The organism is Nitrincola alkalisediminis, assembly GCF_009821115.1.
Lineage (GTDB): Bacteria > Pseudomonadota > Gammaproteobacteria > Pseudomonadales > Balneatricaceae > Nitrincola > Nitrincola alkalisediminis.
Genome location: NZ_VYTY01000001.1, coordinates 1 through 24,716 on the forward strand (window position 1 = coordinate 1; position 24,716 = coordinate 24,716).

Here is a 24,716-nt window from a genome sequence, read left to right on the forward strand (position 1 = left end):
TGAACTTCTTGAAAAGTGAAAAGACCTTTAAAGCAGGCATTCAAAGGAAGCGAAAGAAGGCAGCGATGAGTCGAGAGTATTTATCGCAAGTCTTAGAGACATGCGGGGTTTCATGATTTTTCCGTGGTGCTGAGCGGCGTTCAACAGTCGGTTATAGCTGCGGCTGCGCCGCCGTATAACCGCTTATTTGTTTGTTATAGATGTTCTCAATTTTCACATAAGGACAGGGCATGAATATCAAAGATTATGTTTCCGGCTTTAGCAATCACCCGATCCTTTTCATAGGCACTGGAATTAGTCTTAGATATCTCAAAAACTCATATACATGGGACGGCTTACTACGACACGTGGCGTATGAGCTAAGTGGAAATAGTGAGTATTATTTGGACCTTAAATCGGGATCAGAATCTGATGGAAGATATGACTACACAAAAATTGCAGCGGATCTAGAAAAAAAATTCAACCATGAATTACAAAATGATCGTAACGGAAAATTTAAAGAGGTAAATGATACATTTTACAATTTCATGGAGAATGATATAAATTGCAGCAGGTTTAAGATATATTTATCTAGGCTTCTTAAAGAAGCTGATGTAAAATCCGAGATGCAAGAGGAACTCTCGGAGCTAAAAAAAATTCGTAAAAATATAGCTTCGATAATTACAACAAATTACGATCTTTTTGTGGAAGAGAATTTTGAATTTATACCTCTTATTGGCAATGATATATTGCTAAGCAATCCTTATGGGTCTGTATACAAAATACATGGATGCATTTCAGACCCGCTCCGAATTATAATCACTGAATCGGACTATTCTCACTTCGATAGCAAGTACGAGCTAATCAGAGCCCAACTTCTGTCCATGTTTATACACAACCCTATTTTATTTTTGGGCTATGGGATAGGTGATGATAACATCAAAAGTATTCTGAAAACTATTTTTACCTACGTTGAGCCAAATTCGGATGAAGCAAATAAAATAAGAAGGAACTTTTTGTTAGTAGAATATGAGAAAGGTTCTGATTCATTAGAGGTTGTTGAACATGATATTGATCTGGAGGGTTACTCCACCATAAGAATCAATAAAATAAAGACAGATAATTTCAAAGAAATTTACGCCGCACTCTCTGCATTAACCCTTCCAGTATCCGCGATGGATGTTCGGAAAGTTCAAAACATAGTGAAAGAGATATATGCAGGAGGAGATATTAAAGTAAATATAACAGAAGATCTTGATTCAATAAAAAATAGCGACAAAATAATTGCCATTGGCTCTTCTAAAACCATTCAGTACCAGTATCAAACTGCATCAGAAATGATGGCAAATTACTTCAAAATAATAGATGAGTCAAATTCTCAATTACTGGAGCTTATAAATAAGCATACCATCCAGAGTGCGCAATACTTTCCAATTTATGGATTTAGCAAGACTTGTACCAGTATAAAACGAGTTGATGAGCTTAAGGCACAACAGGATAGGAAGGTGGAAGGTGCACTTGGTTCTGTTCCTGATTCATGCAAATCAAAGCACTCTTCGATTAATGAGATTTTAGAGGATGCGAATATAACGGAAAGCAATAAAATAAATGCAATATTGTGGCTATCAAATACCGGTAATATTATGCTTGACGAGTTAGAGACGTTTCTTCGGAACTTCGAAGATAAATCTGACACACCTTACAGAAAACTGCTTTGTATTTACGATCAAAAAATGTATGGCGATTAATAATCTATAACAAATGGCTGTTGACGGAGGCACCTACGCTGCGCTCGTGTGTCATGACGAAAGGCTAACCCCCTTTCTTGCTGTATTAAAGATGAGGGCAGGCCCCTCGGTTCCGGCAACCAGATGCAGGAATCAAACCGCCCTATGCGGCACGTATTAAGAGTGCATGTCGTGAGCGATAGGGAAAAGGCAGTATGATTAACTGTCAGGTAAGTTCAGAAGAGATGAACGAAAGTAAACCGTCGATGAAGTGTCGATATGTAAAAATGTTGTCGAAACTGGGAAATGAGCGTCTTCCTAGGGCTAGTGGATATACGTGGCTTTGCGTTGTGCCGCCTGATAGAGTGGTATCAGTATTATGGGTTGTATGGAAAAAGTATTATCCGCAATGTATTGTTTCATTTTGACAAGCGGCTAAGTCGCTGGGGACTGAAGAAGTACAAGAAGCTCAAGATCCTTATGCAGACAGCAAAACGAGTGAGTAAAGTTATGCGGGACTACCCATGGGCTTTTTCGCACTGGCGTAAGGTATTGTTAAATAGTTGAACGTGAAGAGCCGTATGAATTGAGAGGTTCGAGGAGGTTCCTTTGACCTACTTGACCAAATTTTCCGCAGAGCGCGGCGTTAGAATATAGTGAATATATGAACGAGAAATGCGAATTTTTGACGTTCGTTGTGCAGCGTGGAGATTGCTCAGTCGGGCGCCTAAAGAGTGCAAGTCCAAGTAGTTTGGAGGTTCAGTTTGAATTTCTCGGCATCTCCCAATGAGTCGGTTGTATTTATAGTACACGGGTTTCGCAGTGACTCGAGTTCAGTCAATCAAATGGCTAGGGTTTTGACGACGCAGCATCGTGTTTTTCCTGTTGATCTTGATATAACCTTCCAGAATTTGAGAAGCTGTGTGACTCAGTTAATGGATGTTGTTTGTCGTGTTGTCAATGATCATCCTATCAGGCGAATACATTTCGTTGCCCATAGCACCGGCGGAATAGTAGTCAGGATGCTCCTGAAAATCACCGCCATATCCGATAAAACCGCTGCTTGTGTTTTTGTTGCTGTCCCAAATAATGGAACTGTCCTAGCTGACGCACATCAGATAGTTGTACCGGAGCCGCTTCGGGGTCTTCACAAGCCAATCGCCAGTTTGACGCGGGATTTTGTACAGTCGCTCGACTTGGAGTGCCCGCCACATATCGCATTTGGCGGGATTGCTGGGCTGAAATCCTGGCGAACTACCCGCGCGGCTTTCCGAGGGCCCAATGACGGCGTTGTGGCTGTTTCTTCGGTGTATTTGGACGAGATGGTTGACTTTGTGCAGGTTCCCTGAGACCACTTAATGATAATGAGGGACTATGCTACGGCTATGGCTGTATTGAATTTCCTGGAAACATTTGCTTTTCCATTGTCTTTTGCAAGAGAAATGAAATGAACACAGCTGAAAAATTTAAATTTATCTACGAAAACCATGCTATGGATGACTTAATCCAAAGATGCTCCGGAAATTTGGAGATAGCAACGCTGGGAGGCAAGCTATGGTGGCGGGATCTTGCAGTTGTCGGAGGTTGGAAGCTACAGCAGAACAACCTGACGAGTCATGTCAGGATATTGAATCCTAGTGACATTAGAAAAGCGTGGGGAAGTAGAAAGGCGCTGGATGACGCTATGGGTTTGGTGGTCTCACAGATCCGTTCGCAAAAGTTTGTTGCAGATCATAATCAAGAACCGTTGGTGGCGAGAGTTAAGAAATTAAAGCTGCTTCTTGACAAGGAATTAATTACCCCAGAAGAGTTTGAGGCTAGGAGGGCAAAGATCCTAGATGAGGTATAGCGTGGACATTATTTCTTCGGTGTAAGTACAATTGCCGCAGTATATTTAAGGACTAGGGCGCACGATTGAAAACGAATAACAAGAGGCAAGACGCGGCGGCTACATTAAAATCGCGTGTGGTGCCATTTCGGTTTTGCCAGTTGCCGCGTTGGTTGCTCTTGTTCTGAATTATAAATTCTAACGCGTGGTTCAACCCGACAAATTACACCGGGCTGCGCCCTCCGTAATTTGCAGGTTAACCAAGCGTTTGAGACTGTCGGATTAGTCCCAGACCCTTGGCTTATGCGGCAGATGAAGGCTAAAATCCGTTAACTGAACTTTACCTCAGAGGTGGCAAGCGATGGCGCGTTATAAACACTACGATTACAACCAAACAAAGATGATACCTCTGCGGTTTTCGGATCAGATCCAACTTGGCACGTTCGAATATACGCTGAATCATGTCGTGGATAATGATTTAGATCTCAGCGTGTTTGAATCTCGCTATCGCAATGACTACAACGGCGCACCAGCCTATGATCCGGCAATTCTGCTGAAGGTCGTGCTATTCGCTTATTCTAGAGGCATTGTCAGCAGCCGCAAGATCGCCCAAGCCTGCCGTGAGAATATCCTGTTCATGGCATTGTCAGCTGACAGCCAACCCCATCACAGCACCCTAGCCGATTTCATCTCTCGAATGGATGAGGTGATTGCACCCTTGTTCACACACGTTCTAATGGTGTGTGATAGCTTAAATCTAATCGGACGGGAGATGTTCGCGATTGATGGCTGCAAGATGTCCTCGAATGCCGCCAAGGAGTGGAGTGGCACACATACAGAATTGAACCGTAAGAAGGCAAAAATTGATCGCGCCGTGGGGCGAATGCTTAAAGCGCATCAATCGGGTGATCAACAGGGTCAACCCCTAGAAGTCACCGCCAGTGAGTGTGCTCAGATTGTGAAGCTTGAATAGGTTTCAGCCAAGATAAAAAACACTTAGCAGATAGCTACATCGCAGATAATCAGTTCCGTAAGCGTGATCCTAGGTTTGCAGACTCGCTCACGTTCAATGAAGCTAAGGCTCAACGCCGCAAAGAGCGTGGTGGTCAGGTAGAGCAGCGCTTTACACCTGCCGACTTTGATTATGATCCTGTGACTGAAACCCGCCGTTGTCCGGCGGTTAAGCCGATGTGGAAACGCTTTAAGGGTAAGATTGCTGACCAAGACATGATTAGCTTCCAAGGTTACCGCCAGCATTGCCGAGATTGCCCATTAAAGCATCAGTGTCTGCGCCGAGTGAATCAAACGGATGGAAGCCAAGTGAGCTTTGCACTGAGTGATCGCAAAGCTGCTCCAGGGTTTATTGAGAAAATGAAGCAAAAGATAGACAGCCCGATGGGTCGGTATATCTACAGCCAGCGATTGGGCACGGTAGAACCCGTGTTTGGTAATCTAGAAAGCAATAAGGGACTGAATCGATTTACCTTAAGGGGTAAAAACAAGGTCAATGCGCAGTGGTTAATGTACTGCATGGTGCACAATATCGAGAAAATAGCGACACATGGGCAACAGTGAGGTGAAGTACAAGAGTTGCGGATAAAGTAACCTTAAGTTAATCAGTTATCGAATACAGGTTGTTCGAATGGGTGATTGAGGTCATCGATTTGGGCGGTAAGTAAATATTAGAATAAAGGGCGGGGCTGTTGATGCTGGGGATTTTGATTTCAAAATGTCTAATCCGACAGGCTCGTTATATTTTCGATGGGGTTGGGGTGAAAATGAACGATATGGATGAAAAGCTAGCAGAATATATAAATGATATTAACCTAAGGAGTTCAATAAATGTAAGCGTAGGTTTAGTTGATTTTCCTTCAAAGAAAGATCTTGAAGGTGACAATAAAACCAGCCTGATAGTCCTTGTCAAGCAGGCTGAAGAACTGCCACCAGGTTAATAGCTTACGAGGCAAAAACAAGGTTCAGGGGTAGTGGCAATTGTTCTGTTTGGTGCATAATGTTGAGAAGTTAGCGAAATACGGTGGATTGAGTGGATAAGGCAGCGAAAATCAGGATGAGTTGGCTTGTGAATGAGGCTCTGAAAGGCTCATTGCTTAAGGTCTATAAAAATAAAAGCTAAAAAGACAGAGTAAATAAGTGATTGCTGACTGAAGTCAGTAATTGAAAATGAATAATATATAGTGGGTTTCGGTAGGAAAACTTGTCGGAATTAGGTTTTTCTACAGGCTCGTTATGCGTATCAATAAGAGAAAGTCTACATGACTACAGCTCTTGAAATTCTCGATACTACGGTAAAAATAGGCCTTGGAGCGTTAATTAGTGGGCTTTCTACCTATTTTTTAGCAACTAAAAGATTCAGCCATGAGATAAATAAATCTAAACTCGATGCTAAAAATGATCTCGTAAAGGAAGCAGCTCTTAAGTGCGAAGATAGTATTTTTTATTTGAGCCTGGCTGTTCATCGACGAGGAATATCTGCTGGTTTTGCTAAAGAAGGGCTCGAAGAAATGGATCATGATAATTCAATTTCTGTATCAGAGTCACTTATGAAAGCAAAAACGTCAATGAATCATGCTGAGTCTTTAGCGAGTCTATCAGGATTGGTGAAGTTGGCTGACTGTCTCGGTGAATATGAATATGAAGATGATTTAGACGAAATGCATAGTATTTTCTCTAATAGAGCAATATCTAGTTTGTATAGAGTTCAGGAGATGATCGATGGCTTTAGTGAACGAGAAAATGAAATCAAGCGCATACTCGCAACGGCATATGATGAAATATACACATAACTAGGGCCTAGACCCTAGTACAGGGATGGAGCTTTCCAGAACGATGACGAAAGGGTATTCGGGTTTTGCTCACGCTGCTTCACCGCAAATTATGGATATGTATGGCGGCACCCCGCCACACTTCTATGTCAACGGGTTGCTCGCTACTGAACGTCACGCGGAGTATCGAGAAGATCTTTGGAATTACATCTACAGAGGTATACTTGCGTTCGGCTTCGCAGCGAAAGCTTGGAACCCGTCGCTATTCGACCAGATATCCGGCTTCTTGATGGAATTCGAGCGCATTAATGACAGGAACTACATGCCGCCCCAATATGAAACCTAACTAGGCCAAGCACGGCGCAGGCGTTGGATGGAAGCCAGCTTCAATTGCGAACGGTTACTTTCGACCAAAGCGGAACGCAATCAAGCAAACTTCCCACAGAATCTACTCACAGAGTTCTCCGCACTTGAATTTAACGAAACCCCGAGAAGATTTAAGAAACAATGATAGAGATTAACTTTACAAATATTCGCACTTTTGACGGTAGCCAGAACTCGGGCTTTGAAGAGCTGGTTTGCCAATTAGCGCATTTGGAGAAACCGACAAACGCTAAAAGATTTGTAAGAAAAGAGGGTGCAGGCGGTGATGCAGGGGTCGAGTGCTACTGGATTCTGGATGATGACAGGGAAATTTGCTGGCAGGCCAAGTACTTCACGGGAGATATGAATTCTTCTCGCTGGGGTCAGCTTGATGAGTCATTTGAAACAGCCCTGTCTAAGCATCTTAATATGAACGCTTATGTTGTTTGTTTGCCGCTCGATAAGACCGATAGTAGAAAGCACGGCAAAGGCGGTAATAAGGTTACGTCAGTAGAGGATGAATGGAGGGCGCGTGTTGAGACGTGGACTACATCTGCTACTGCGGCTGGACGAACGATAGAGTTTGCGTTTTGGGGCAAGCATGAACTTACATCCATGCTTGTCATTGATGACCCCAGATACTCAGGGCGGCGTCTTTACTGGTTTAACGAACCAGTCCTGTGCTCTGATGATCTTCGCTATCAGGCCCTTAAGAGTAGAGATACTTTGGGTGACCGGTTCACGCCGGAGTTTCACGTAGATTTACCGATAGCCAAGCTGTTTGACGGGCTTTGCGCCAATGATGGCTGGTGGTCGGAAATCTCAGCACAGAAAGTAGAACTTGAAGAAAAGTATGAGCAGTTCATCCGGTTTGTTACTAGCAGCAAGATTGAAGATGCCAGTGGAATTGATTTGACCGGGCTAGAGAGCGCATATACTGTATTTATGGCGCTGCTAACAGCTTGGCTGAAGAATCAACCTGCTAGATACGATCTGAACGTGCTGAAAGGGGCACTTCAAAATATAGATCCGCCGTTTCGTGACCTTTGCGAATTGATCGAAGGTAAGATGCTCGAGGAAGAGTCTGGCAGTAGATACTTCCGTCACTATTCAGGAAACTTTTACAGCTCTCTCAGAGAAATTGAAAGCTTTCTTCAATCCCTTTCAGCGCAAGCATACGAAGTAGGGGCAGCGCTCCTCCACGGCGAAGCGGGAATTGGGAAATCACACCTTCTATGTGATCTGGCGCTTCACCGGGTAGGTGAGACTCTGCCAACTATTTTCTTACTCGGGGCACAGTACGGCGGCGGAAACCCCTTTGATTTTGTGAAGCAAAGTCTCGGCCTACATCAATTTAACAATAATCAGGTTTTAGGGGCAATCGATGCAGCCGGAGAGGCTGGAAAATGCAGGGCGCTTATCGTAATTGATGCCATTAATGAAGGGCCGTGCCGCGATCAATGGCGGGATTTTATAAGAGGCTTTTTGTACGATATCTCAAGGTTTGAAAATATCTCGCTTCTGATTAGCTGCCGTTCAACCTATTGCAGGTATATGTTGCCAGATAGTGTCGATAAGAATTGTCTCGTTCAGATTCATCATCAGGGGTTCCAGGGGTTTGAGCACCGCGCCGCAGAGAAGTATCTCTCTGCGCAGGGGATTTCCAAGCCTAGTGCACCTATTCTTGCACCGGAATTTTCAAATCCACTTTTTCTGAAAACCTGTTGTAAGGCTCTCAAAAGCTCCGGGCAGAGATCGTTCCCCAAGGGGTTAAGTGGGCTGACACAGTTATTCGAGTTCTACCTAGAAAGCGTTGAAAATACGATTGCAGTGAAGAAGCAGTACAACCCTGCGGAAAAAATAGTGCAGAACGCGTTGCTCGGATTCTCTTCGAGGCTTTATCCCGATCATCTCTCGGGAATTCCTATCGGTGGTGCACGTAGGCTCATTAATGATTTTGATATCGCTCCGCTAAAGGGTGGAGATGATTTTTTCAATCTTCTGCTGCATGAAGGCGTCCTTGCCGAAGATATTTCCTACGAGGACGATAAAAACGGTCATCCTGTCATACGTTATACCTATGAACGGTTTAGTGACGTGTGCGTAGCACGGCAGATACTGGGCGACCATGATAGCAGTACCGTCGCAACGATATTTGATGAAAAGGAGCCTCTTGGCCAGACTTTGAGAGATCGAGGCATCTATCAGGTTGCCGGTATAGTTGAGGCCTTATTCATCGCTATTGCTGAGAAGTTCCAGATTGAACTCACTGATCTCATACCTGAAGATGTTGAGGTTTCGCCTTGGGAAATCAGCCAACTATTTAAAAATACTGTTCTCTGGCGCTCAGCGGATTCATTTTCTGATAGAACGCTCGAAATTTTGAACACAAATGTCGACAATACGGAATATTCGAGTCCGGCGTTAGATATTTTGCTTAAGCTTTCTACCGAACCCGACCACCCCTGGAATGCTTGGCTTCTTCATAAAAACCTGATAGATAAAGAGATTGCGGAGCGTGACCATTTCTGGTCTATCCGTATTGCGAGGGGAGATAGTTCAGAAGAGGATGGGCATGAATCGACTGAGCGGACACTCATAGAATGGGCTTGTTTCGGCGATATTCGTGATGCGAAAGAGGAGCGAATCCGTCTATGCGCGGTTGTTTTGTTGTGGTTTCTGACAACATCGAACCGCAAGGTAAGAGACTGCGCCACCAAGTCGCTCGTGCGCTTGTTTGTTGAAAGGCCCCAGATTATCGAAGGCCTGTTTTCCGAATTTTGTGATGTTAACGATCTATATCTTGTTGAGAGGCTATATGCCGCTATTTACGGTGCCGCATGCAATATCGAGGAAGATACGGTTATTACAGATATTGCAAAGCTTGTGTTCGACAAATTCTTCGCGGACGGGCAGCCTATTCCTCACATCCTTCTCAGGGATTATGCCAGAGGTATACTCGAACGGGCACTTTCGAAAGGCGTGTTGCCTGAGGGAATAGACCCTCGGTTATTCAGGCCGCCATATAGTAGTGCCTGGCCCTTGGACAATCCAACGAAAGAGGAGATCGACGAGCTCGCAGCCGATGAGGATTATTCAAATATCAAGAATTCACTGATGGGATTCCCAGGCGATTTTGGGAACTACACAATGAGCTGTGTCCATGATTGGTCTTCAACACCTATCGATCAAGATGAGATTCTAAATGGCTACGAGTTAAAGGTCCGGTTTGCCGAAGAGTTTCTCGATGGTGGCCTTAAAGAAGAGTTTCTCGCATTTATCGGGCCGGAGAAAAGTGAGCCTGTCAATATTGAAGAATGGATGGCTCAATTACAGGGCGAAGGGGATTACGAGCGACCTTCTGATGAAGACATTCGAAGAAAAAGGGACGAACGAGAAGCGTTCTTGGACAGAGTTAGAGAAAAGCTCGATAGTCAAGGGCAGGAGCATTTACGGTGGCTAACCGGCCTCGCTAATGATCGACCTGCGGACTTTAGCCGCATGTGGGCACAGCGCTGGGTATGCAAGCGCGCCTATAAAATGGGATGGAAGAAGGAGCTTTTTTCAGCGTTCGAGCGCTCCTGTTCACGCGGGCGCGGCGAAGGTCCCCCTGTAAGTGCAATGGAACGAGTCGGCAAGAAGTACCAATGGATAGGGCTTCATGAGTTTCTTGCTCACTTATCAGACAATATGTACTGGATTGATCGCGGATATAGTGATCTTGAAGATCGAGCTTATTATGGACCGTGGCAACTATCCAGACGTGACATTGATCCCACCAATTGGCTTCGAAAGAGTGGCGAGTACCGGACGTACCACAACGAGCAGACGACTTGGTGGCAACCCTACCGCTTTCCTATCGATCAATTGCAAGAGTTAGAGGATCAGAAATCCTATCTATGGAATCGGGAAAATCTACCGGATTTTTCTCAACTTCTGACCGTGAGTAAATCTGCTAAAGATCAAGAATGGTATGTTGTAAGGGGGTTTTGGTCGCAGAAGCAAGGGAAATCGGCAGAAAATAAAAAGGCTCCACGACTTGATTGCTGGTTCAGGATAAATTCCGTCATAGTAAGTGAAAGCGATTTTAATAAAGTAAAAAGGGAGGCCTCCAAAGGAAGTTTGATTGATCCCCATACTGTCTCGATTCCCAAAGTTAGCGATGGATTTCTCGGTGAATATCCCTGGCATCCAGTTTACGACCAGCTATCTAATTGGCACGACGTAGATTCTGACTTTCATGGTCTTATTCCTGCAAAACACATCGTCCCTGTATCGGAATACTTCTGGGAGCGGGGAAACTTCGATCATTCCATAGATGAAACGTTGTCGATTTACCTGCCTGCCAAGGAATTGGTTAATGAACTTGGAATGGAAAGGGTACCAAATGAGTTCGGAAACTGGAGGGTGGGAGAAGATATTGTTTTCACTGATCCCAGTGTTGAAGAATATGGACCCAAGTACGCCTTGATGCAAACAGATGCACTAAACGAATGGATGGCAAAGAATAATTTGAAGATTCTTTGGCTCATTGGAGGAGAAAAAGAGCTTTTTTCTTCGGACTTGGGATCGAGCGAGTTCTTTGGTCGCTTGGTTTATAGCGGCGTCTATTGGCTAGAAAATGACCGTCCCGTTGGAAGTTTGCATTTTCGTAAAGAGGAGTAACGCATGCGCCTGACAGCAGACAGCAGACAGCAGACAGCAGACAGCAGACAGCAGACAGCAACCGCGGACCACAGGAGTACGTCAAGAATACAGCCGACGGGGGCTTTGAACTAGCTAAATAACCATAGTCACAATGGCCTTTAGTCTGATAGATGAGTAGTCGTCTACAGGCTCGTCATGGACAGACGAATCCTGGACAGATTATTACTGTTATATTCGTCTCATCCTCACATTTGCTGGATATTATCTCGCCAGTAATTCATTGCGCACAATTTGTGTCCCTGCCGCCAAGGCACTGAGCTTGCCTGTTGCAATCTGGCGGGATAAAGGTGCCATGCCACAGTTAGTGCAAGGATACAGCTTGTCGGCGTCAACAAACTGCAGGGCCTTTCTCAGCGTTTCCGCGATCTCGATGGTATCGGTTGCCACCAGATCATCAAAAAACACGTTAAAGGCCGACTCATCAAATTGCATGATATCCACTCCGGCGGCTTACCTGATTCCGGCAGAAACCTATGAAGCCTTGATGGAGATGATGAATGACTACGAATTGGCAAAGCTTGGAGCACTAATCCAGAGCCAGTTTAAAAAGAAGCTGGCAGAGAGATTGGAAAATCCGCGAGTTCCTGCGGACAAGCTAAGTGGGTATGACTCAGTCTATAAAATCAAACTCCGTTCGGCAGGTTACACTCAACTGGCAGTGTCAGTGAAAACACAGTGGCTGGTGGTTCCGTTTCGCGGTGGTAATTCAGCTTTCCGTTATGCAATTGCATGATTTCATGAACAAAACTCAGCCCCAGCCCACTGCCTTTGCTGCCATCTGTCCGGGGCAGACAGAAAAAGCGCTGGGTCAGTTTTTCTTCGGCAAAAGGCGGTACACCGGGCCCGGAATCTTTTACGCTGATGTAAACAGAACCATCGCTTTGTATGGCGCCGATCAGTACAGCTGACTCAGGCGGTGAGAACTCTATGGCGTTCCGGATCAGGTTGCTCAGTGCATCCTGCAGCAGTGTACTGTCGCCGGTGATGGACAGGGAAGGGTCACAGCTGTATTCAAGGCTGACTCTGTGCTGGCTGGCATAGTCTTCAAGGCTCCGGCAGACTGCTGTGATCAGCTCTTTCAGTACGACTTTGTCGTGTCGTTCCAGGCTGCTCTGATATTCAATGGCGGCCAGTTTCAGCAAGCGCTCGATCAGCTCCTGCATCCTTGAACCTTGCTCAATAATATTATTGAGAAACTGATTGCGCCGTGCATCGGACATGGGTTCCTGTAACAGCTCTGCTGCACCACGGATGCCAGCGATCGGGGCTTTCAGTTCGTGCGTCAGGCTCTGCACATAATCTGTCACATAGGATTTGCCATCCAGTGCGGCTTTCATGTTTTCAAGCGCTTTACCTACACGCCCAACTTCATTATGACCAAGCGCAGGCAGAGCGGGGCGTTCGCCTCTGGAAACCCCTTTGGCATACTGTTCAAGGCGGAGCAGGGGCCGTGTAATCCAGAGGGTGATCACCAGACCGGTCAACAGCGTTGCCAGTGCAGCGACCAGTGAAATCCAGAGCAGGTTGGTGCTCAGTTGGCTGATAAAGCGGTTGATGTTGTGGGTGGGCTTTCCGGTGGACACCACACCGATAATATCACCGCGATACAGCACCGGGCTTGCGGCATAGAGCCGTTTGGTATCACTCTGGCCGGGTACATCGTCGCTGCTGCGGGCACCATAATGACCGCGCAGAGTCAGATAGACATCGCGCCACTGGGAATAGTCGCGGCCAGTATCGGTGTAATGAGAATCAAAAATTACGGTGCCTCTGACATCGGTGATATACATTCTCAGATCAACTTCGGTTTTAAGCAGATCATAAATCTGTGCGTTTAGCGGCCTGCCGGCCAGCCCTGCAAAGAGCCGTTCAGCCAGATGTGTGTCGATCACGGTGTCACCGCTTTCGCTGAAGCTGACGCCTTCGTTGGCGATCAGAGTGGCCATCATTTCTGATATATCGACCAGAATCTCCTCCTGAGCTTCCTGATAACGGGGCTCCAGCTCATCGAGTACCCAGTAAACCACACTGCCAAGGCCTGTCAGCACTGAAAACAGAAACACCAGAATCAGGCGTAATCTCAGGCTCATGCGTCCGCCTCAAAGCTGTAGCCAAGACCACGGCGGGTTTTGAGCGGGTCACAGTTTTCGCTGATGTCACGGATTTTGCGCCTGAGGGTTTTGATGTGTGTATCGACAGTGCGGTCGAAGCTGCGTTCAGGCTCTTCCCACACCTGTTGCATTAACTGCTCACGGGAATAGATTCTGCCGGGATGGCTCATCAGTAACAGTAGCAGGCGGTATTCATAGCGGCTCAGATCCAGCAAGACACCATTCAGCGTGATTCTGGCGCCATCTGCATCGTGACTGAAACCGGCAGGGGTGATACTTGCCGCTTCCGGAGGCTGGCGCAGGCGGGCACGGATACGGGCCGTGAGCACCCGGGGACTGAAGGGTTTGGTGATGTAATCATCAGCGCCCAGTTCAAGACCCAGCACCTGGTCGATCTCTTCATGGCGGGAGGTCAGAAACACCACCGGCACCGAGGATGTCTGTCTGATGACCCGACAGACATCAAATCCACTCATATCGGGAAGGCCGATATCCAGCAGAACCAGCTCTATATTACCCTCGCTGAGTGCATCCAGAGCCTGCTGTCCGGTGGTGACCCAGATGTTATCCATGCGCTCGGTTTCCAGCGCATAGCGTATGGTGTCAGCAATAGAGGGCTCATCCTCAACAATCAGTACCGCCATGGTGTTCCCTCTGTCAAAACGCCGGTCCATAAGTGGTGCATATGCTCACATTATCTCTGGCAGATCAGCTAGTGTAAAGCTGTAGACCCTACCACTAGGGTGCGTGCCACCTGTACCTGAGTTTAATCTGGTGTTCTTGTTTCACAGAAAAACAGGACTTCACACTCACTTCATATTTTCCTCAAACAGAAAGCAGATACTCGTCTCATCTTAATGAGGAGAAGAGACATGCGTATATTTTCACACAAAGGAACGCGCCCACTGATTCTGGCCTGTCTGATACTAGGATGTGCACAGAATGTGGTTGCTGATGCTGTTACTCAGGGTACTCTGGTATCCCGTGATGAGCAGGGGAAAAAGCAGGATATGCCGCTGGTCAGCACCCGTGTGGCCATGGAGATTACAGGCTCTGTGCTGCGCGCTCAGGTGACCCAGGTATTCCATAACCCCACAGATAACTGGACAGAGGCACTGTATCTGTTCCCTCTGCCAGGTGAGGCAGCCGTCGATCACCTGAAAATGCAGATAGGAGACCGCATTATCGAGGGTGATATTCAGGAAAAAGAGCAGGCCCGGGCAACCTATGAGCAGGCAAAATCTCAGGGACAGAACGCCGCACTCACCGAGCAGGACCGTCCCAACCTGTTTCACACATCAGTTGCCAATATTCCGCCGGGTGGCGAGGTCACCATCAGTATTGAGTACCAGCAGACTCTGGTCTGGAAAGATGGCCAGTTCAGCGCCGGTTTCCCGTTGGCGATTACCCCACGTTATAATCCGCTACAGCCCGGAGAAGTGCGCCGTGTGGTTGAAGGACAGGCAAGCCTGAGCAGCGGCTGGCAGGTACTGCCGGATGAGCGTAAAACAGTGATGGCCTCAACTGGTCATGACGAAACCGCATTCAGCCATACTCCGGGGCCTGTTGAGATCAGCCTTAATCTGCAACCTGGATTCAGACTCAGCTCCCTGGACAGCCCTTCACATCAGATCAGCCAGCAACAGACAGAAGAGGGTCGCTACATCATCAGCCTGCTGGTGGATGAACCGGATGAGTACCGTGATTTTGTTTTGAACTGGACACCGGTGGAAAGTGACGAGCCCTCGGCTGCGTTTTTCTCTGAGCAGCATGGGGATGAACACTATGGTCTGCTGATGCTGATGCCGCCTCAGGATCTGCACACAGCACGCTACAGCCGGGAAGTGATCTTTGTGATTGATACATCAGGTTCCATGGCGGGTACCTCAATTGTAGCCGCACGCCGAGCGCTGCAGGCCGGTATAGATGGGCTGGCATCTGATGACACGTTTAATGTGATTCAGTTTAACTCTTCAACCGATACGCTCTTTAACCAGCCGGTTATAGCCGATACTCGGCGCCGTCAGCAGGCCGCCAGCTATATCAACTCACTGCAGGCAGGCGGTGGTACCGAAATGGCACCTGCGCTGACTGCTGCACTGACAGGTATACGTAGCCATGATGACACTCCCAGATTGCGCCAGATCGTGTTTATCACCGATGGTAGTGTGTCCAACGAACAGCAACTGTTTGATCTGATCCGCAGCCGTCTCAATAACACCCGCCTGTTCACCGTGGGTATCGGAAGCGCACCCAACAGTTACTTTATGGAAGAGGCTGCAGTCGCCGGGCGAGGCACCTTTACGTATATTGCGTCTCCGTCTGAATCTGAAAGCGCCATGCAAACGCTGTTCAACAAGCTGGAAAAACCGGCAATGACCGATATCCGGATCGAAGGCGAGGGGATTCAAGACCTGATGCCATCGGTAATTCCTGACCTTTACTCGGGTGAGCCGCTGGCTGTTTCGATGAAGCTGGCAAACGGCACAGGCGAAGTCCGTATCAGTGGCCGTACCGGTGATACTGCATGGCAGGAAACACTGACACTGGCACCGGCGGATAATACCCGGGGTATCATGACAGACTGGGCCCAGCGTGCGGTGCAGGACTGGCGCCGTGGGTATCTTAGAGGTGTCAGTGGAGAACAGATCCGTTCTGAAATCATTGCGCTGGGTCTTAAGTATCACCTGGTTACGCCATACACCAGCCTGGTTGCCGTTGATAAAACACCTGTCCGTCCTGAACAGGAAGAGAGCGAAACGCTGGTGGTGCCTGCAGCCAAACCCCACGGCCTTGATCTGGGCATGGCTCAGGGCGCTACCGGGTATCAGCTGACCCTCGCCGGAGGACTTGCGGCACTGCTGGCAGCACTTTCCCTCATGATTGTGGAGCGTCGCAGAAAGTCCGGTTCAAGGTGGTGTGCATGACCCTCAGCATCCGTAACTTCATACTGGCAGCCCTTGTGGCTGCTGGTATGATCCTCACCTCAACGGCCCTGTGGATTCCTGCAAAAGCTCGGCTGGCGCAATGGCTGCTGGCCGATGCCTGGGCTGAAAGTCTGGACAGCGGCACAGCAGTAAAACCCTGGCCCTGGGCTGACCACTGGCCGGTTGCGCGTCTGAGCGTGCCTAATATGGATATAGATCAGATTGTACTGGCTGGAGACAGCGGAAGCTCGCTGGCTTTTGGCCCCGGTGAAAATATGCAGGCACAGGCGATGACCCATGCCGCACGGATTATCACTGGGCACAGAGATACCCACTTCAGCTTCTTGAGGAATATACAACCAGGTCAGACGTTGATGCTCAGCGACCATAACGGAACTGTGATATACCAGGTTGATCAGATTCAGGTGGTGGATTCGGCCGTTACCCGGCTGATGCCCACCGCCTTTCCAAATGGACTGATACTGGTGACCTGTTATCCCTTTGATGCGCTCACCGCAGGGGGAACCCTGCGGCTGGTGGTGATGGCCTCTGCTGTTGAGCCTGTGAAGCCTCTGCACCCTGGGTATAATGTTCACATGGCCATATCACGACCCACAGCAACACGCGCACTTGATGGTCTGGCGGCGAAGGGCTTTATTCAGCGCATAAGTTCCGAACAGGATGGTCGAGAGCAAACCGTTCAGCCGACAGCGGCGGCGGTCGAAATTCATGCGGCTCTTAATGAAGCTAGTGGAGTCGTGACGACAAGAATTAAGCACACCATCGGAGAAGAAGTTTTTGCTGATACGGTGAACAACGTTCGTGGTGTGCGCTCCGCCTTAAAGTGAGTGTTTTTATATCTATATAGTTGCAAAGCTAACTAATGGAAACCAACTATGCCCATTCTCAACGTCAAAGTAAGTGCAAAAAAATCTCCGGAAATGACAAAGTCCATTTCCGGCCTCTTAATGGATCTCACAACCCGCATCCTCAAGAAAAAGCCGGAGGTAACGTCAATCGCAATCGATTACGTTGATCCGGACGACTGGATCATTGGTGGAGTATCTCTAGCAGAACTTGGCAAACAAAGTGTCTACTTTGATATCAAAATCACAGATGAGACAAACACCAAAGCTGAGAAGGTCGAGTATATCCATGCCGCATTTGACGGGTTCAGCAAATTGCTCGGAGATCTGCATGAAGTGAGCTATGTTTACGTTCAAGATGTCCGGGCTACCGCATACGGCTACGCAGGCAAGACCCAAGAGTACCGATACCATTTTTAAAAATCGGTACTACTGAGACGAACCTGAGGGCTCTACCGCGTCAGCCATGGTCCCCTCAGGTTACAATCTGAACCATTAAAGGAAAACTTAGCTGGCTTTTGGTCGCGGCTTCGTTACGTCAACATCACCAGTGCGCTTAGGCTTTAGCTACCACAATGGATATGTCCGTTATATTGTACATGTTAGGCTTTGAGGTTATACTTGTCCGGTAAAATGTACATGTGGAGGTTCTATGAGAATTGTGTCTTTTACTGAAGCAAGAAATAGTCTGAAAGCGGTGCTAGACTCTGTCGTTAATGACGCAGATACAGCTGTGATTACCCGCCGTGATTCGGAAGATGCTGTTGTTATGTCGCTAGATTACTACAACAGTCTAATGGAAACAGTGCACCTGCTGCGCTCCCCAGCAAATGCTGAGCATTTGAATCGCTCAATTGCACAATTTAAAGCCGGTAAAGTAACGAGCAGAGATTTGATAGATGAGTAGTCGTCTACTGTCATGGACTGACGAATCCTGGACGGATTACCTGTATTGGCAAACCCAGGACAAAAAAACGCTTAAACGAATAAATAAGCTGTTAAACGACGTTAGACGATCACCTTTTGAAGGTATTGGTAAACCTGAACCATTAAAGGAAAACTTGGCTGGTTTTTGGTCGCGGCGTATAGATGATACGAATCGATTAGTCTACGCCGTGGATGATACTGCGATTACGATCATTTCGTGTCGTTATCACTATTAGATTCGTTGCGCTCTCAGGACAGCTAATCGGGTAACCGGGAACACCCTTCACACACCGATAATTGCGCAGAGGGCTACCGGCTTAAAGTAACCCTCAGCGTGTGGATCTTATCTGGTCAGCAGTTCATCACGCACAATTTGTGCCCCTGCCGCCAAAGCATTGAGCTTGCCTGTGGCCACCTGGCGGGATAGGGGGGCCATGCCGCAGTTCGTGCAAGGATACAGCTTGTCGGCGTCAACAAACTGCAGGGCCTTTCTCAGTGTTTCTGCAACTTCTTCAGGGGTTTCGATGGTGTCGGTGGCCACGTCGATAGCGCCGACCATCACTTTTTTACCCCGGATCAGTTCCAGTAGCTCAATGGGCACGCGTGAGTTGTGACATTCGAGCGAGATAATATCGATATTGGATTGTTGCAGTTTCGGGAAGATTTCTTCGTATTGCCGCCACTCCGATCCCAGGGTTTTTTTCCAGTCTGTATTGGCTTTGATGCCATAGCCGTAGCAGATATGGACGGCCGTTTCGCATTTCAGTCCTTCGATGGCTCTCTCCAGACAGGCAATGCCCCAGTCATTCACATCATCAAAGAACACATTAAAGGCGGGTTCATCAAACTGGATGATATCCACACCCGCTGCCTCTAGCTCTTTCGCTTCCTGATTGAGTATTTTGGCAAACTCCCAGGCGAGCTTTTCACGGCTTTTGTAGTGGTCGTCATACAGGGTGTCGATCATGGTCATGGGGCCAGGCAATGCCCATTTGATGGGTTGCGTGGTTTGCTGACGTAAAAATTTGGCATCTTCCACAAACACGGGCTTTTGTCGCGAAACCGGGCCCACGATGGTGGGTACGCTGGCATCATAGCGGTTGCGGATTCGGACCGTCTGACGGTTTTCGAAATCAACGCCGCTCAGGTGTTCAATAAAGGTTGTCACAAAGTGTTGGCGGGTTTGTTCGCCGTCACTGACAATATCAACACCTGCTTGCAGTTGCTCTTGCAACGACAGACGTAACGCATCCTGTTTGCCATCAATGAGTTCTTCACCCTGTAATTTCCAGGGTGACCAAAGTGTTTCAGGTTGCGCCAGCCAAGAGGGTTTCGGTAAGCTGCCTGCTGTTGAAGTTGGTAAGAGTGTTTTCATTATAAGTACTTTTATCTGAGTGATTAATTAAGCGTAGTTAGCTGACCATTGATCCAGAATTGCCCGATAGGGTTTGATAAAGTGCTCTTCAGCAAACTTCCCTTGTGCGATAGCTAAGGTGCTGCGCTCTTCCCGGTCATACACGATGTGTGTGATTGAGTGATCCGGGTTTTTTAAGTTCGGTTGATAGTATTTTCCGGCAACAGCATTGGCATTATAAATTTCGGGTCGGTAAATCTTCTGAAAGGTTTCCATGGTGCTGATGGTGCTGATCAGCTCCAAATTGGTGTAATCGTTCAGCAGATCACCAACGAAATAGAAAGCAAAAGGTGCCACGCTGTTGGGAGGCATAAAGTAGCGAACATTCAGTCCCATTTTTTTGAAATACAGCTCGGTCAATGAGGACTCATTGGGCAGGTATTCCACCCCCAGTACCGGATGCTGGTTTTCTGTACGGTGATAGGTCTTGTTATCTGAAACGCTCAAACAGATAACGGGTGGCTTTTTGAAGTGTTGCTTGTATGTCTCTGACGCAACGAAGGTTTGGAAAAGCTTGCCATGCAGATCACCAAAGTTCTCTGGGATGCTGAAGCGTTCTTGCTGTTTGTTATGATCAAGCAACAAGACACTAAAGTCATAATCTCGCACATAGGAGGAAAAGTTGTTGCCAACAATGCCTTCGATACGTTCGTTGGTGGCATGATCAATAATGTTGGTTTTCAACACTTCAATTGAAGGGAAACGGCCACCTTTTCCTTGAATCTCGATGTCCACTGAAATGATTTCCAGCTCGACAGCGTAACGATCTCCTTTGGGATTATCCCAGTGCGCTAACGCATTAAAACGATTATCAATCATCTTTAAAGCATTGCGCAAATTCTGTTGGCGGCACTCACCCCTTGCTAGGTTAGCAAAGTTGGTGGTGATACGTGTACTGTCTGACGGCTGATAATTCTCGTCAAAACGAATACGCTTAATACTAAAAGTGAAATCTGTATTCATCGTCGTCGGGTATCCCATGTACGCATTTTCTGAGATCAAACCTGAATGTGCTGTTTGCCTTGAATACAAGTACGCGTCACATTTCAGGTTTTCCTATCCGGGGTTCTCAATCCAGTGGCCTAGAAAATAGGCCGCTAAACACTATCGAAACACCTTGGCCTTGAAGCCATGTGTACTTTATACGCACAACCTTTCATGAATAAAAATGATATTATTTCATTATTTTATGATGTTAATTCATGGTTTGATGGTTTGAGCGTTGGATAGAGAGAGGTGGATGCTGTTGTCGGCCATAGGCTGCATGTAGCAGAGAAGGATACGGATGGGGATAAAGGTGTCGACGGATAAAGCACGGTTGCTCATGGCTAAAAATATAAGAGGGATGAGGTGTTAGCCTCATCCCTCTCGATTGATCACATGTCAGCTTGACGGCAGTGCATTATGCAAGATCAAAGCGATCCGCATTCATGACCTTATTCCAAGCCTTCACAAAGTCCTTAACGAATTTATCCTTGGCATCATTTTGAGCATAGGCCTCTGTTAAGGCGCGCAGTTGCGAGTTAGAGCCAAAGACTAAGTCGACACGTGTTGCTGTCCATTTCACGTTGCCGGTTTGTCTGTCTAGACCTTCGAAGAGATCTTTGTCTTCAGACGTTGGACGCCACACGGTTTCCATATCAACCAGATTCAGGAAGAAGTCGTTCGTTAATTGACCCGGAGTGTGGGTCAAGACACCGTCTGTCTTTCCTGCATAGTTGGCTCCCAGTACACGCAGTCCACCGATAAGGACGGTCATTTCGGGTGCACTTAACCCAAGTAGTTGAGCCTTGTCGATTAACATTTCTTCGTCAGAGACCACAAATTTAGCTTTCGCATAGTTGCGGAAACCGTCGGCTTCGGGTTCTAAGGGCGCGAAGGACTCAGCATCGGTTTGTTCCGCCGTTGCATCGGTACGTCCAGGTGCGAAAGGCACCCCAATATTATGCCCTGCATCACGGGCGGCCTGCTCAATCGCTGCTGCACCGCCTAAAACAATTAAGTCCGCTAGAGAAACCTGCTTGTTTGTTGTCTGTGCAGCATTAAAGTCTGCCTGAATACCTTCCAAAACAGACAGAACCTTGGCCAGTTGCTCAGGTTGATTGGACTCCCAATCTTTTTGTGGGGCTAAACGAATGCGGGCACCGTTTGCACCACCACGCTTATCGGAATCGCGGTAAGTCGAAGCGGATGACCAAGCGGTATAGACCAGTTCTGATACACTTAAACCGGATGCCAAAATGCTGGTTTTGAGCGTTGCGATGTCTTCAGCGTTGATCATTTCGTAATCCGCTGCGGGCACAGGGTCCTGCCAGATAAGGTCTTCGGCCGGTACTTCAGGACCTAAGTAGCGTGCTTTAGGACCCATATCTCGGTGGGTTAATTTGAACCAAGCACGTGCAAAGGCATCGGCAAACTCATCCGGATTTTTATGGAAGTGCTCTGAAATCTTACGGTATTCAGGATCTTCGCGCATGGCCATATCGGCGGTTGTCATCATGATGCCAACCGGAATTGAGGCATCTTCTGCATCGGGGGCATGGTCTTTTTCAGCCAGATCAATAGGGACCCATTGTTGAGCGCCTGCAGGGCTTTTAACCAGCTTCCACTCATAACCAAATAGAACGTCAAAGTAGCCCATGTCCCATTGGGTTGGGTTGGGTGTCCAAGCACCTTCTAAACCACTGGTAATGGTGTCACGGCCTTTCCCGCTTCCAAAGCTGCTTTTCCAACCCAGTCCCATTTCCTCAAGATCAGCGGCTTCGGGTTCAGGACCAACATGCGACGCATCACCGGCGCCGTGCGTTTTACCAAAGGTGTGCCCTCCAGCGGTTAACGCAACGGTTTCGTAATCATTCATGGCCATGCGGGCAAAGGTTTCACGTATGTCTTTTGCCGAGGCCAATGGATCAGGGTTACCATCTGGGCCTTCGGGGTTAACATAGATTAAGCCCATTTGCACAGCCGCCAAGGGGTTTTCCAATTCACGATTACCACTGTAGCGTTTGTTGCCTAACCAGGTGTCTTCAGCACCCCAGTAGATATCTTCTTCTGGTGCCCAAATGTCCTTACGACCGCCGCCAAAACCAAAGGTTTTAAAGCCCATGGATTCAAGAGCGACATTACCGGCTAAAATAAACAAGTCTGCCCAAGACAATTTGTTGCCGTATTTTTGTTTAACGGGCCACAATAAACGGCGAGCTTTGTCGAGGTTGGCATTATCGGGCCAGCTGTTAAGAGGGGCGAAGCGTTGATTGCCCGTTGAGGCACCACCGCGACCGTCTGCCGTCCGATAGGTGCCTGCCGCATGCCATGCCATACGTATCATGAAAGGGCCATAGTGGCCATAATCAGCGGGCCACCAATCTTTTGAGTCGGTCATTACATCCGTTAAGTCTTGTTTCACGGCTGCGAGATCAAGTGACTTGAAGGCCTCGGCGTAATTAAAATCCTCACCCATTGGGTCAGCTTTCGCGCTGTGTTGATGCAAAATGCTTAAGTTGAGTTGATTTGGCCACCAGTCATTATTGCCAGTGCCTTTGCTACCCATAGTTGTGCGGCTACCGTGCATGACGGGGCATTTGCCTGCGGTATCCATAGTCTTGCTGCTCATGTGTTTCTCCACTCATTCATTCATACGCGAGCTCTAATTCAATTGTTAGAAAGCCCACGAAGGGTTGGTGTCGATTCGTGTCATGACAGAGATGATGTTTAATGTTTATTTAAAAAAAGCTTCATCCACTGTTCGCTGTTAACCTTAGTTCAAATACGGTCAATTCTCTATCGATTCGCTATTGTATTTCCTTAAGGCTCTAATAGGCTTAGTTAATTACTTGGTTGATATCAATTGCTTTTTGCTGGAGACTTCTCAAAATCAATGCCAATTTCGTATACCACTCTTCAAAGGAATAAAGCGGAGGTGAAAATGTTAAAACCCATGCTCTGGTTGGGCTTTTTTTCGTTCGTGCTCAGTCATCCAGTGCTTGCGGAGCCGTGTCCTCCCAGTGCCCCCACTCAATCGGCTCAGGTGCGTTATGTGATTGATGCGGATACTCTTGTGCTGAACAATGGTGAGCGTGTGCGTCTGTTAGGGATAGATGCCCCAGAGTTGGGGCGCGATGGGCAGCCGGATGAACCCTATGCGCGCGAAGGAAAAAAATGGTTAGAGGGTTTGTTACGCGAGCATGATCATCGCGTACTCCTCCAATATGGCCAAGAAAGAAAAGACCGTTATGGTCGCTCGTTGGCGTATCTGTTCTTACCGGATGGCACCAATCTGCAGAGAGCATTGCTATCCGACGGGTGGGTGATGCAAGTGCATGTTGCACCTAATCTTGAGTTTGCTGAGTGTTTAGCGCAGTTTGAGCGACAAGCAGAGCAGCAGGCAAAGCGAATATGGAGCCAGAACGAATACTCTCCGGGCCTGTTGAGCACCGAGATTCCGGATTCAGCAAGAGGGGCTGCCGTTGTTCATGGTCAGGTGGTACGTGTTGGGCAGTCCGCTGAGTTTGTTTGGATTAATTTAGAAGGAGGGGTGGCTTTGCAGATTAGACGCTCAGACTTGCCACGATTTGATAGTCTGTCGTTTGATCAAATTGAAGGAAAAACCTTGCGTGTTCGAGGTTGGTTGATTCGAGAGAATGCGCGTCACCATCAAATACGCATTCGAGTCGAACATCCCTTGGCCATCCAGCTTATTTAGCTAACACAGGATCAACCCTACAGAAGAGTTGATCCTGTGTTTTTAGTTAACGGCAGCTGCGAAGATGGCACAAAGGTCTAAGGACCATAAGCGCGTAAACAGTTACCCCTAAACTGCCTCCAATTAGGGCAAGCCAGTCGAAGGAGGTTGCGACGTAGCCAAATTGGGAGTTAAAAATTCTAGGCATGAAAATAAAGGCCAAAATTCCAATGATTGGGCCTAAAATCCATGCAAAACGCCCTTGAGTGGAAAAACAGCGATAGCCCTTTATACGACCTGCAATCTGTGCAGCAACGAGCACAGCGAGGGCGAGAAGAATAAGCCATAGGTAAGGTTTAATCGCAAACCAAACAACGGTTAAAATACCAGCTAATGTCATCGT

21 protein-coding genes and 1 pseudogene are annotated in these 24,716 nt (G+C 47.5%); 15 read left to right on the forward strand and 7 right to left on the reverse strand.

Features of this window, described 5'->3' with window-relative positions:
- The first annotated feature begins 230 nt into the window (after window positions 1-230).
- The 9 genes from F5971_RS00005 (at window position 231) to F5971_RS00040 (ending at window position 11,345) form a co-directional block, all read left to right on the forward strand.
- Window positions 231-1,727 (forward strand): SIR2 family protein, encoded by a 1,497-nt coding sequence (locus tag F5971_RS00005; RefSeq protein ID WP_193493329.1) that lies wholly within the window; start codon window positions 231-233, stop codon window positions 1,725-1,727.
- Window positions 1,728-2,440: 713 nt separating this feature from the next.
- Window positions 2,441-3,055, forward strand: coding sequence for an esterase/lipase family protein (locus F5971_RS18740; RefSeq protein WP_425489314.1), 615 nt, complete (start codon window positions 2,441-2,443; stop codon window positions 3,053-3,055).
- 98 nt (window positions 3,056-3,153) lie between these two features.
- Window positions 3,154-3,555, forward strand: coding sequence for an SHOCT domain-containing protein (locus F5971_RS00015; protein WP_193493333.1), 402 nt, complete (start codon window positions 3,154-3,156; stop codon window positions 3,553-3,555).
- A 340-nt stretch (window positions 3,556-3,895) separates the two neighbouring features.
- The gene (locus F5971_RS18350; protein WP_223116221.1) at window positions 3,896-4,507 is read left to right on the forward strand and encodes a transposase; all 612 of its coding nucleotides are present in this window, start codon (window positions 3,896-3,898) and stop codon (window positions 4,505-4,507) included.
- Window positions 4,508-4,686: 179 nt separating this feature from the next.
- Window positions 4,687-5,109, forward strand: a complete 423-nt coding sequence (locus F5971_RS18355) for a transposase (RefSeq protein WP_223116222.1) — start codon at window positions 4,687-4,689, stop codon at window positions 5,107-5,109.
- 131 nt (window positions 5,110-5,240) lie between these two features.
- Window positions 5,241-5,486, forward strand: a complete 246-nt coding sequence (locus F5971_RS00025; RefSeq protein ID WP_193493335.1) for a hypothetical protein — start codon at window positions 5,241-5,243, stop codon at window positions 5,484-5,486.
- A gap of 321 nt (window positions 5,487-5,807) precedes the next feature.
- On the forward strand, window positions 5,808-6,338 hold the full coding sequence (locus tag F5971_RS00030) for a hypothetical protein (RefSeq protein WP_193493336.1): 531 nt from the start codon (window positions 5,808-5,810) through the stop codon (window positions 6,336-6,338).
- A 43-nt stretch (window positions 6,339-6,381) separates the two neighbouring features.
- Window positions 6,382-6,663: a hypothetical protein gene (locus F5971_RS00035; protein WP_193493338.1), complete on the forward strand. Its 282-nt coding sequence runs from the start codon at window positions 6,382-6,384 to the stop codon at window positions 6,661-6,663.
- A gap of 161 nt (window positions 6,664-6,824) precedes the next feature.
- Entirely contained in the window at window positions 6,825-11,345 is a 4,521-nt protein-coding gene (locus F5971_RS00040) for an NACHT domain-containing protein (protein ID WP_223116223.1), read from the forward strand.
- Between the two features lie 243 nt (window positions 11,346-11,588).
- Here F5971_RS00040 and F5971_RS00045 read toward each other — a convergent pair.
- The 3 genes and pseudogenes from F5971_RS00045 to creB all read right to left on the reverse strand — a co-directional run.
- Window positions 11,589-11,774, reverse strand: a pseudogene (locus tag F5971_RS00045) (methionine synthase); the annotation flags it as partial.
- Between the two features lie 236 nt (window positions 11,775-12,010).
- Entirely contained in the window at window positions 12,011-13,477 is a 1,467-nt protein-coding gene (gene creC, locus F5971_RS00050) for a two-component system sensor histidine kinase CreC (RefSeq protein ID WP_193493339.1), read from the reverse strand.
- Window positions 13,474-14,142, reverse strand: a complete 669-nt coding sequence (gene creB, locus F5971_RS00055; protein ID WP_036513775.1) for a two-component system response regulator CreB — start codon at window positions 14,140-14,142, stop codon at window positions 13,474-13,476. Before creB ends, creC begins: the two co-directional genes overlap by 4 nt.
- A 228-nt stretch (window positions 14,143-14,370) precedes the next feature.
- On the opposite strand from creB, the gene F5971_RS00060 reads away from it, so the two are divergent.
- The 5 genes from F5971_RS00060 to F5971_RS00080 all read left to right on the forward strand — a co-directional run bounded on the left by F5971_RS00060 (window position 14,371) and on the right by F5971_RS00080 (window position 18,454).
- Window positions 14,371-16,425 carry a marine proteobacterial sortase target protein gene (locus F5971_RS00060; RefSeq protein WP_051514622.1) on the forward strand — a complete coding sequence of 685 codons (2,055 nt, stop codon included), beginning with the start codon at window positions 14,371-14,373 and terminating at the stop codon, window positions 16,423-16,425.
- Window positions 16,422-17,273 carry a class GN sortase gene (locus F5971_RS00065; RefSeq protein ID WP_157682410.1) on the forward strand — a complete coding sequence of 284 codons (852 nt, stop codon included), beginning with the start codon at window positions 16,422-16,424 and terminating at the stop codon, window positions 17,271-17,273. The genes F5971_RS00060 and F5971_RS00065 overlap by 4 nt, the downstream gene beginning before the upstream one ends.
- 48 nt (window positions 17,274-17,321) lie before the next feature.
- Complete coding sequence (locus F5971_RS00070; protein ID WP_036513778.1) at window positions 17,322-17,711, forward strand: tautomerase family protein; 390 nt, start codon at window positions 17,322-17,324, stop codon at window positions 17,709-17,711.
- 232 nt (window positions 17,712-17,943) lie between these two features.
- Window positions 17,944-18,198: a type II toxin-antitoxin system Phd/YefM family antitoxin gene (locus F5971_RS00075; protein ID WP_036513780.1), complete on the forward strand. Its 255-nt coding sequence runs from the start codon at window positions 17,944-17,946 to the stop codon at window positions 18,196-18,198.
- Complete coding sequence (locus F5971_RS00080) at window positions 18,191-18,454, forward strand: Txe/YoeB family addiction module toxin (RefSeq protein ID WP_036513782.1); 264 nt, start codon at window positions 18,191-18,193, stop codon at window positions 18,452-18,454. Before F5971_RS00075 ends, F5971_RS00080 begins: the two co-directional genes overlap by 8 nt.
- A gap of 107 nt (window positions 18,455-18,561) precedes the next feature.
- On the opposite strand, the gene F5971_RS00085 is transcribed toward F5971_RS00080, so the two are convergent.
- From F5971_RS00085 to katG, 3 genes are all read right to left on the reverse strand, one after another.
- Entirely contained in the window at window positions 18,562-19,593 is a 1,032-nt protein-coding gene (locus F5971_RS00085) for a methionine synthase (RefSeq protein WP_036513784.1), read from the reverse strand.
- A 27-nt stretch (window positions 19,594-19,620) separates the two neighbouring features.
- Window positions 19,621-20,595 (reverse strand): DUF1852 domain-containing protein, encoded by a 975-nt coding sequence (locus F5971_RS00090; RefSeq protein ID WP_036513787.1) that lies wholly within the window; start codon window positions 20,593-20,595, stop codon window positions 19,621-19,623.
- 439 nt (window positions 20,596-21,034) lie between these two features.
- The gene (gene katG, locus F5971_RS00095) at window positions 21,035-23,245 is read right to left on the reverse strand and encodes a catalase/peroxidase HPI (protein ID WP_081763920.1); all 2,211 of its coding nucleotides are present in this window, start codon (window positions 23,243-23,245) and stop codon (window positions 21,035-21,037) included.
- A gap of 312 nt (window positions 23,246-23,557) precedes the next feature.
- Between katG and F5971_RS00100 the strand changes: the two genes are divergently transcribed.
- The gene (locus tag F5971_RS00100; protein WP_051514623.1) at window positions 23,558-24,334 is read left to right on the forward strand and encodes a thermonuclease family protein; all 777 of its coding nucleotides are present in this window, start codon (window positions 23,558-23,560) and stop codon (window positions 24,332-24,334) included.
- Between the two features lie 46 nt (window positions 24,335-24,380).
- On the opposite strand, the gene F5971_RS00105 is transcribed toward F5971_RS00100, so the two are convergent.
- Window positions 24,381-24,713 carry a hypothetical protein gene (locus F5971_RS00105; RefSeq protein ID WP_036513790.1) on the reverse strand — a complete coding sequence of 111 codons (333 nt, stop codon included), beginning with the start codon at window positions 24,711-24,713 and terminating at the stop codon, window positions 24,381-24,383.
- Between the last annotated feature and the right edge of the window lie 3 nt (window positions 24,714-24,716).

What these genes read in the sequence shown, in the direction of transcription:
- F5971_RS00040 (WP_223116223.1), top strand. Translation starts at nt 6,825, where the DNA reads ATGATAGAGATTAACTTTACAAATATTCGCACTTTTGACGGTAGCCAG.
- F5971_RS18350 (WP_223116221.1), top strand. Translation starts at nt 3,896, where the DNA reads ATGGCGCGTTATAAACACTACGATTACAACCAAACAAAGATGATACCT.
- F5971_RS00080 (WP_036513782.1), top strand. Translation starts at nt 18,191, where the DNA reads ATGAGTAGTCGTCTACTGTCATGGACTGACGAATCCTGGACGGATTAC.
- F5971_RS00090 (WP_036513787.1), bottom strand. Translation starts at nt 20,595, where the DNA reads ATGAATACAGATTTCACTTTTAGTATTAAGCGTATTCGTTTTGACGAG.
- F5971_RS00035 (WP_193493338.1), top strand. Translation starts at nt 6,382, where the DNA reads ATGACGAAAGGGTATTCGGGTTTTGCTCACGCTGCTTCACCGCAAATT.
- F5971_RS00005 (WP_193493329.1), top strand. Translation starts at nt 231, where the DNA reads ATGAATATCAAAGATTATGTTTCCGGCTTTAGCAATCACCCGATCCTT.
- F5971_RS00085 (WP_036513784.1), bottom strand. Translation starts at nt 19,593, where the DNA reads ATGAAAACACTCTTACCAACTTCAACAGCAGGCAGCTTACCGAAACCC.
- F5971_RS00065 (WP_157682410.1), top strand. Translation starts at nt 16,422, where the DNA reads ATGACCCTCAGCATCCGTAACTTCATACTGGCAGCCCTTGTGGCTGCT.
- creC (WP_193493339.1), bottom strand. Translation starts at nt 13,477, where the DNA reads ATGAGCCTGAGATTACGCCTGATTCTGGTGTTTCTGTTTTCAGTGCTG.
- F5971_RS00015 (WP_193493333.1), top strand. Translation starts at nt 3,154, where the DNA reads ATGAACACAGCTGAAAAATTTAAATTTATCTACGAAAACCATGCTATG.
- F5971_RS00075 (WP_036513780.1), top strand. Translation starts at nt 17,944, where the DNA reads ATGAGAATTGTGTCTTTTACTGAAGCAAGAAATAGTCTGAAAGCGGTG.
- F5971_RS00025 (WP_193493335.1), top strand. Translation starts at nt 5,241, where the DNA reads ATGCTGGGGATTTTGATTTCAAAATGTCTAATCCGACAGGCTCGTTAT.
- katG (WP_081763920.1), bottom strand. Translation starts at nt 23,245, where the DNA reads ATGAGCAGCAAGACTATGGATACCGCAGGCAAATGCCCCGTCATGCAC.
- F5971_RS00060 (WP_051514622.1), top strand. Translation starts at nt 14,371, where the DNA reads ATGCGTATATTTTCACACAAAGGAACGCGCCCACTGATTCTGGCCTGT.
- creB (WP_036513775.1), bottom strand. Translation starts at nt 14,142, where the DNA reads ATGGCGGTACTGATTGTTGAGGATGAGCCCTCTATTGCTGACACCATA.
- F5971_RS00100 (WP_051514623.1), top strand. Translation starts at nt 23,558, where the DNA reads ATGTTAAAACCCATGCTCTGGTTGGGCTTTTTTTCGTTCGTGCTCAGT.
- F5971_RS00030 (WP_193493336.1), top strand. Translation starts at nt 5,808, where the DNA reads ATGACTACAGCTCTTGAAATTCTCGATACTACGGTAAAAATAGGCCTT.
- F5971_RS00105 (WP_036513790.1), bottom strand. Translation starts at nt 24,713, where the DNA reads ATGACATTAGCTGGTATTTTAACCGTTGTTTGGTTTGCGATTAAACCT.
- F5971_RS00070 (WP_036513778.1), top strand. Translation starts at nt 17,322, where the DNA reads ATGCCCATTCTCAACGTCAAAGTAAGTGCAAAAAAATCTCCGGAAATG.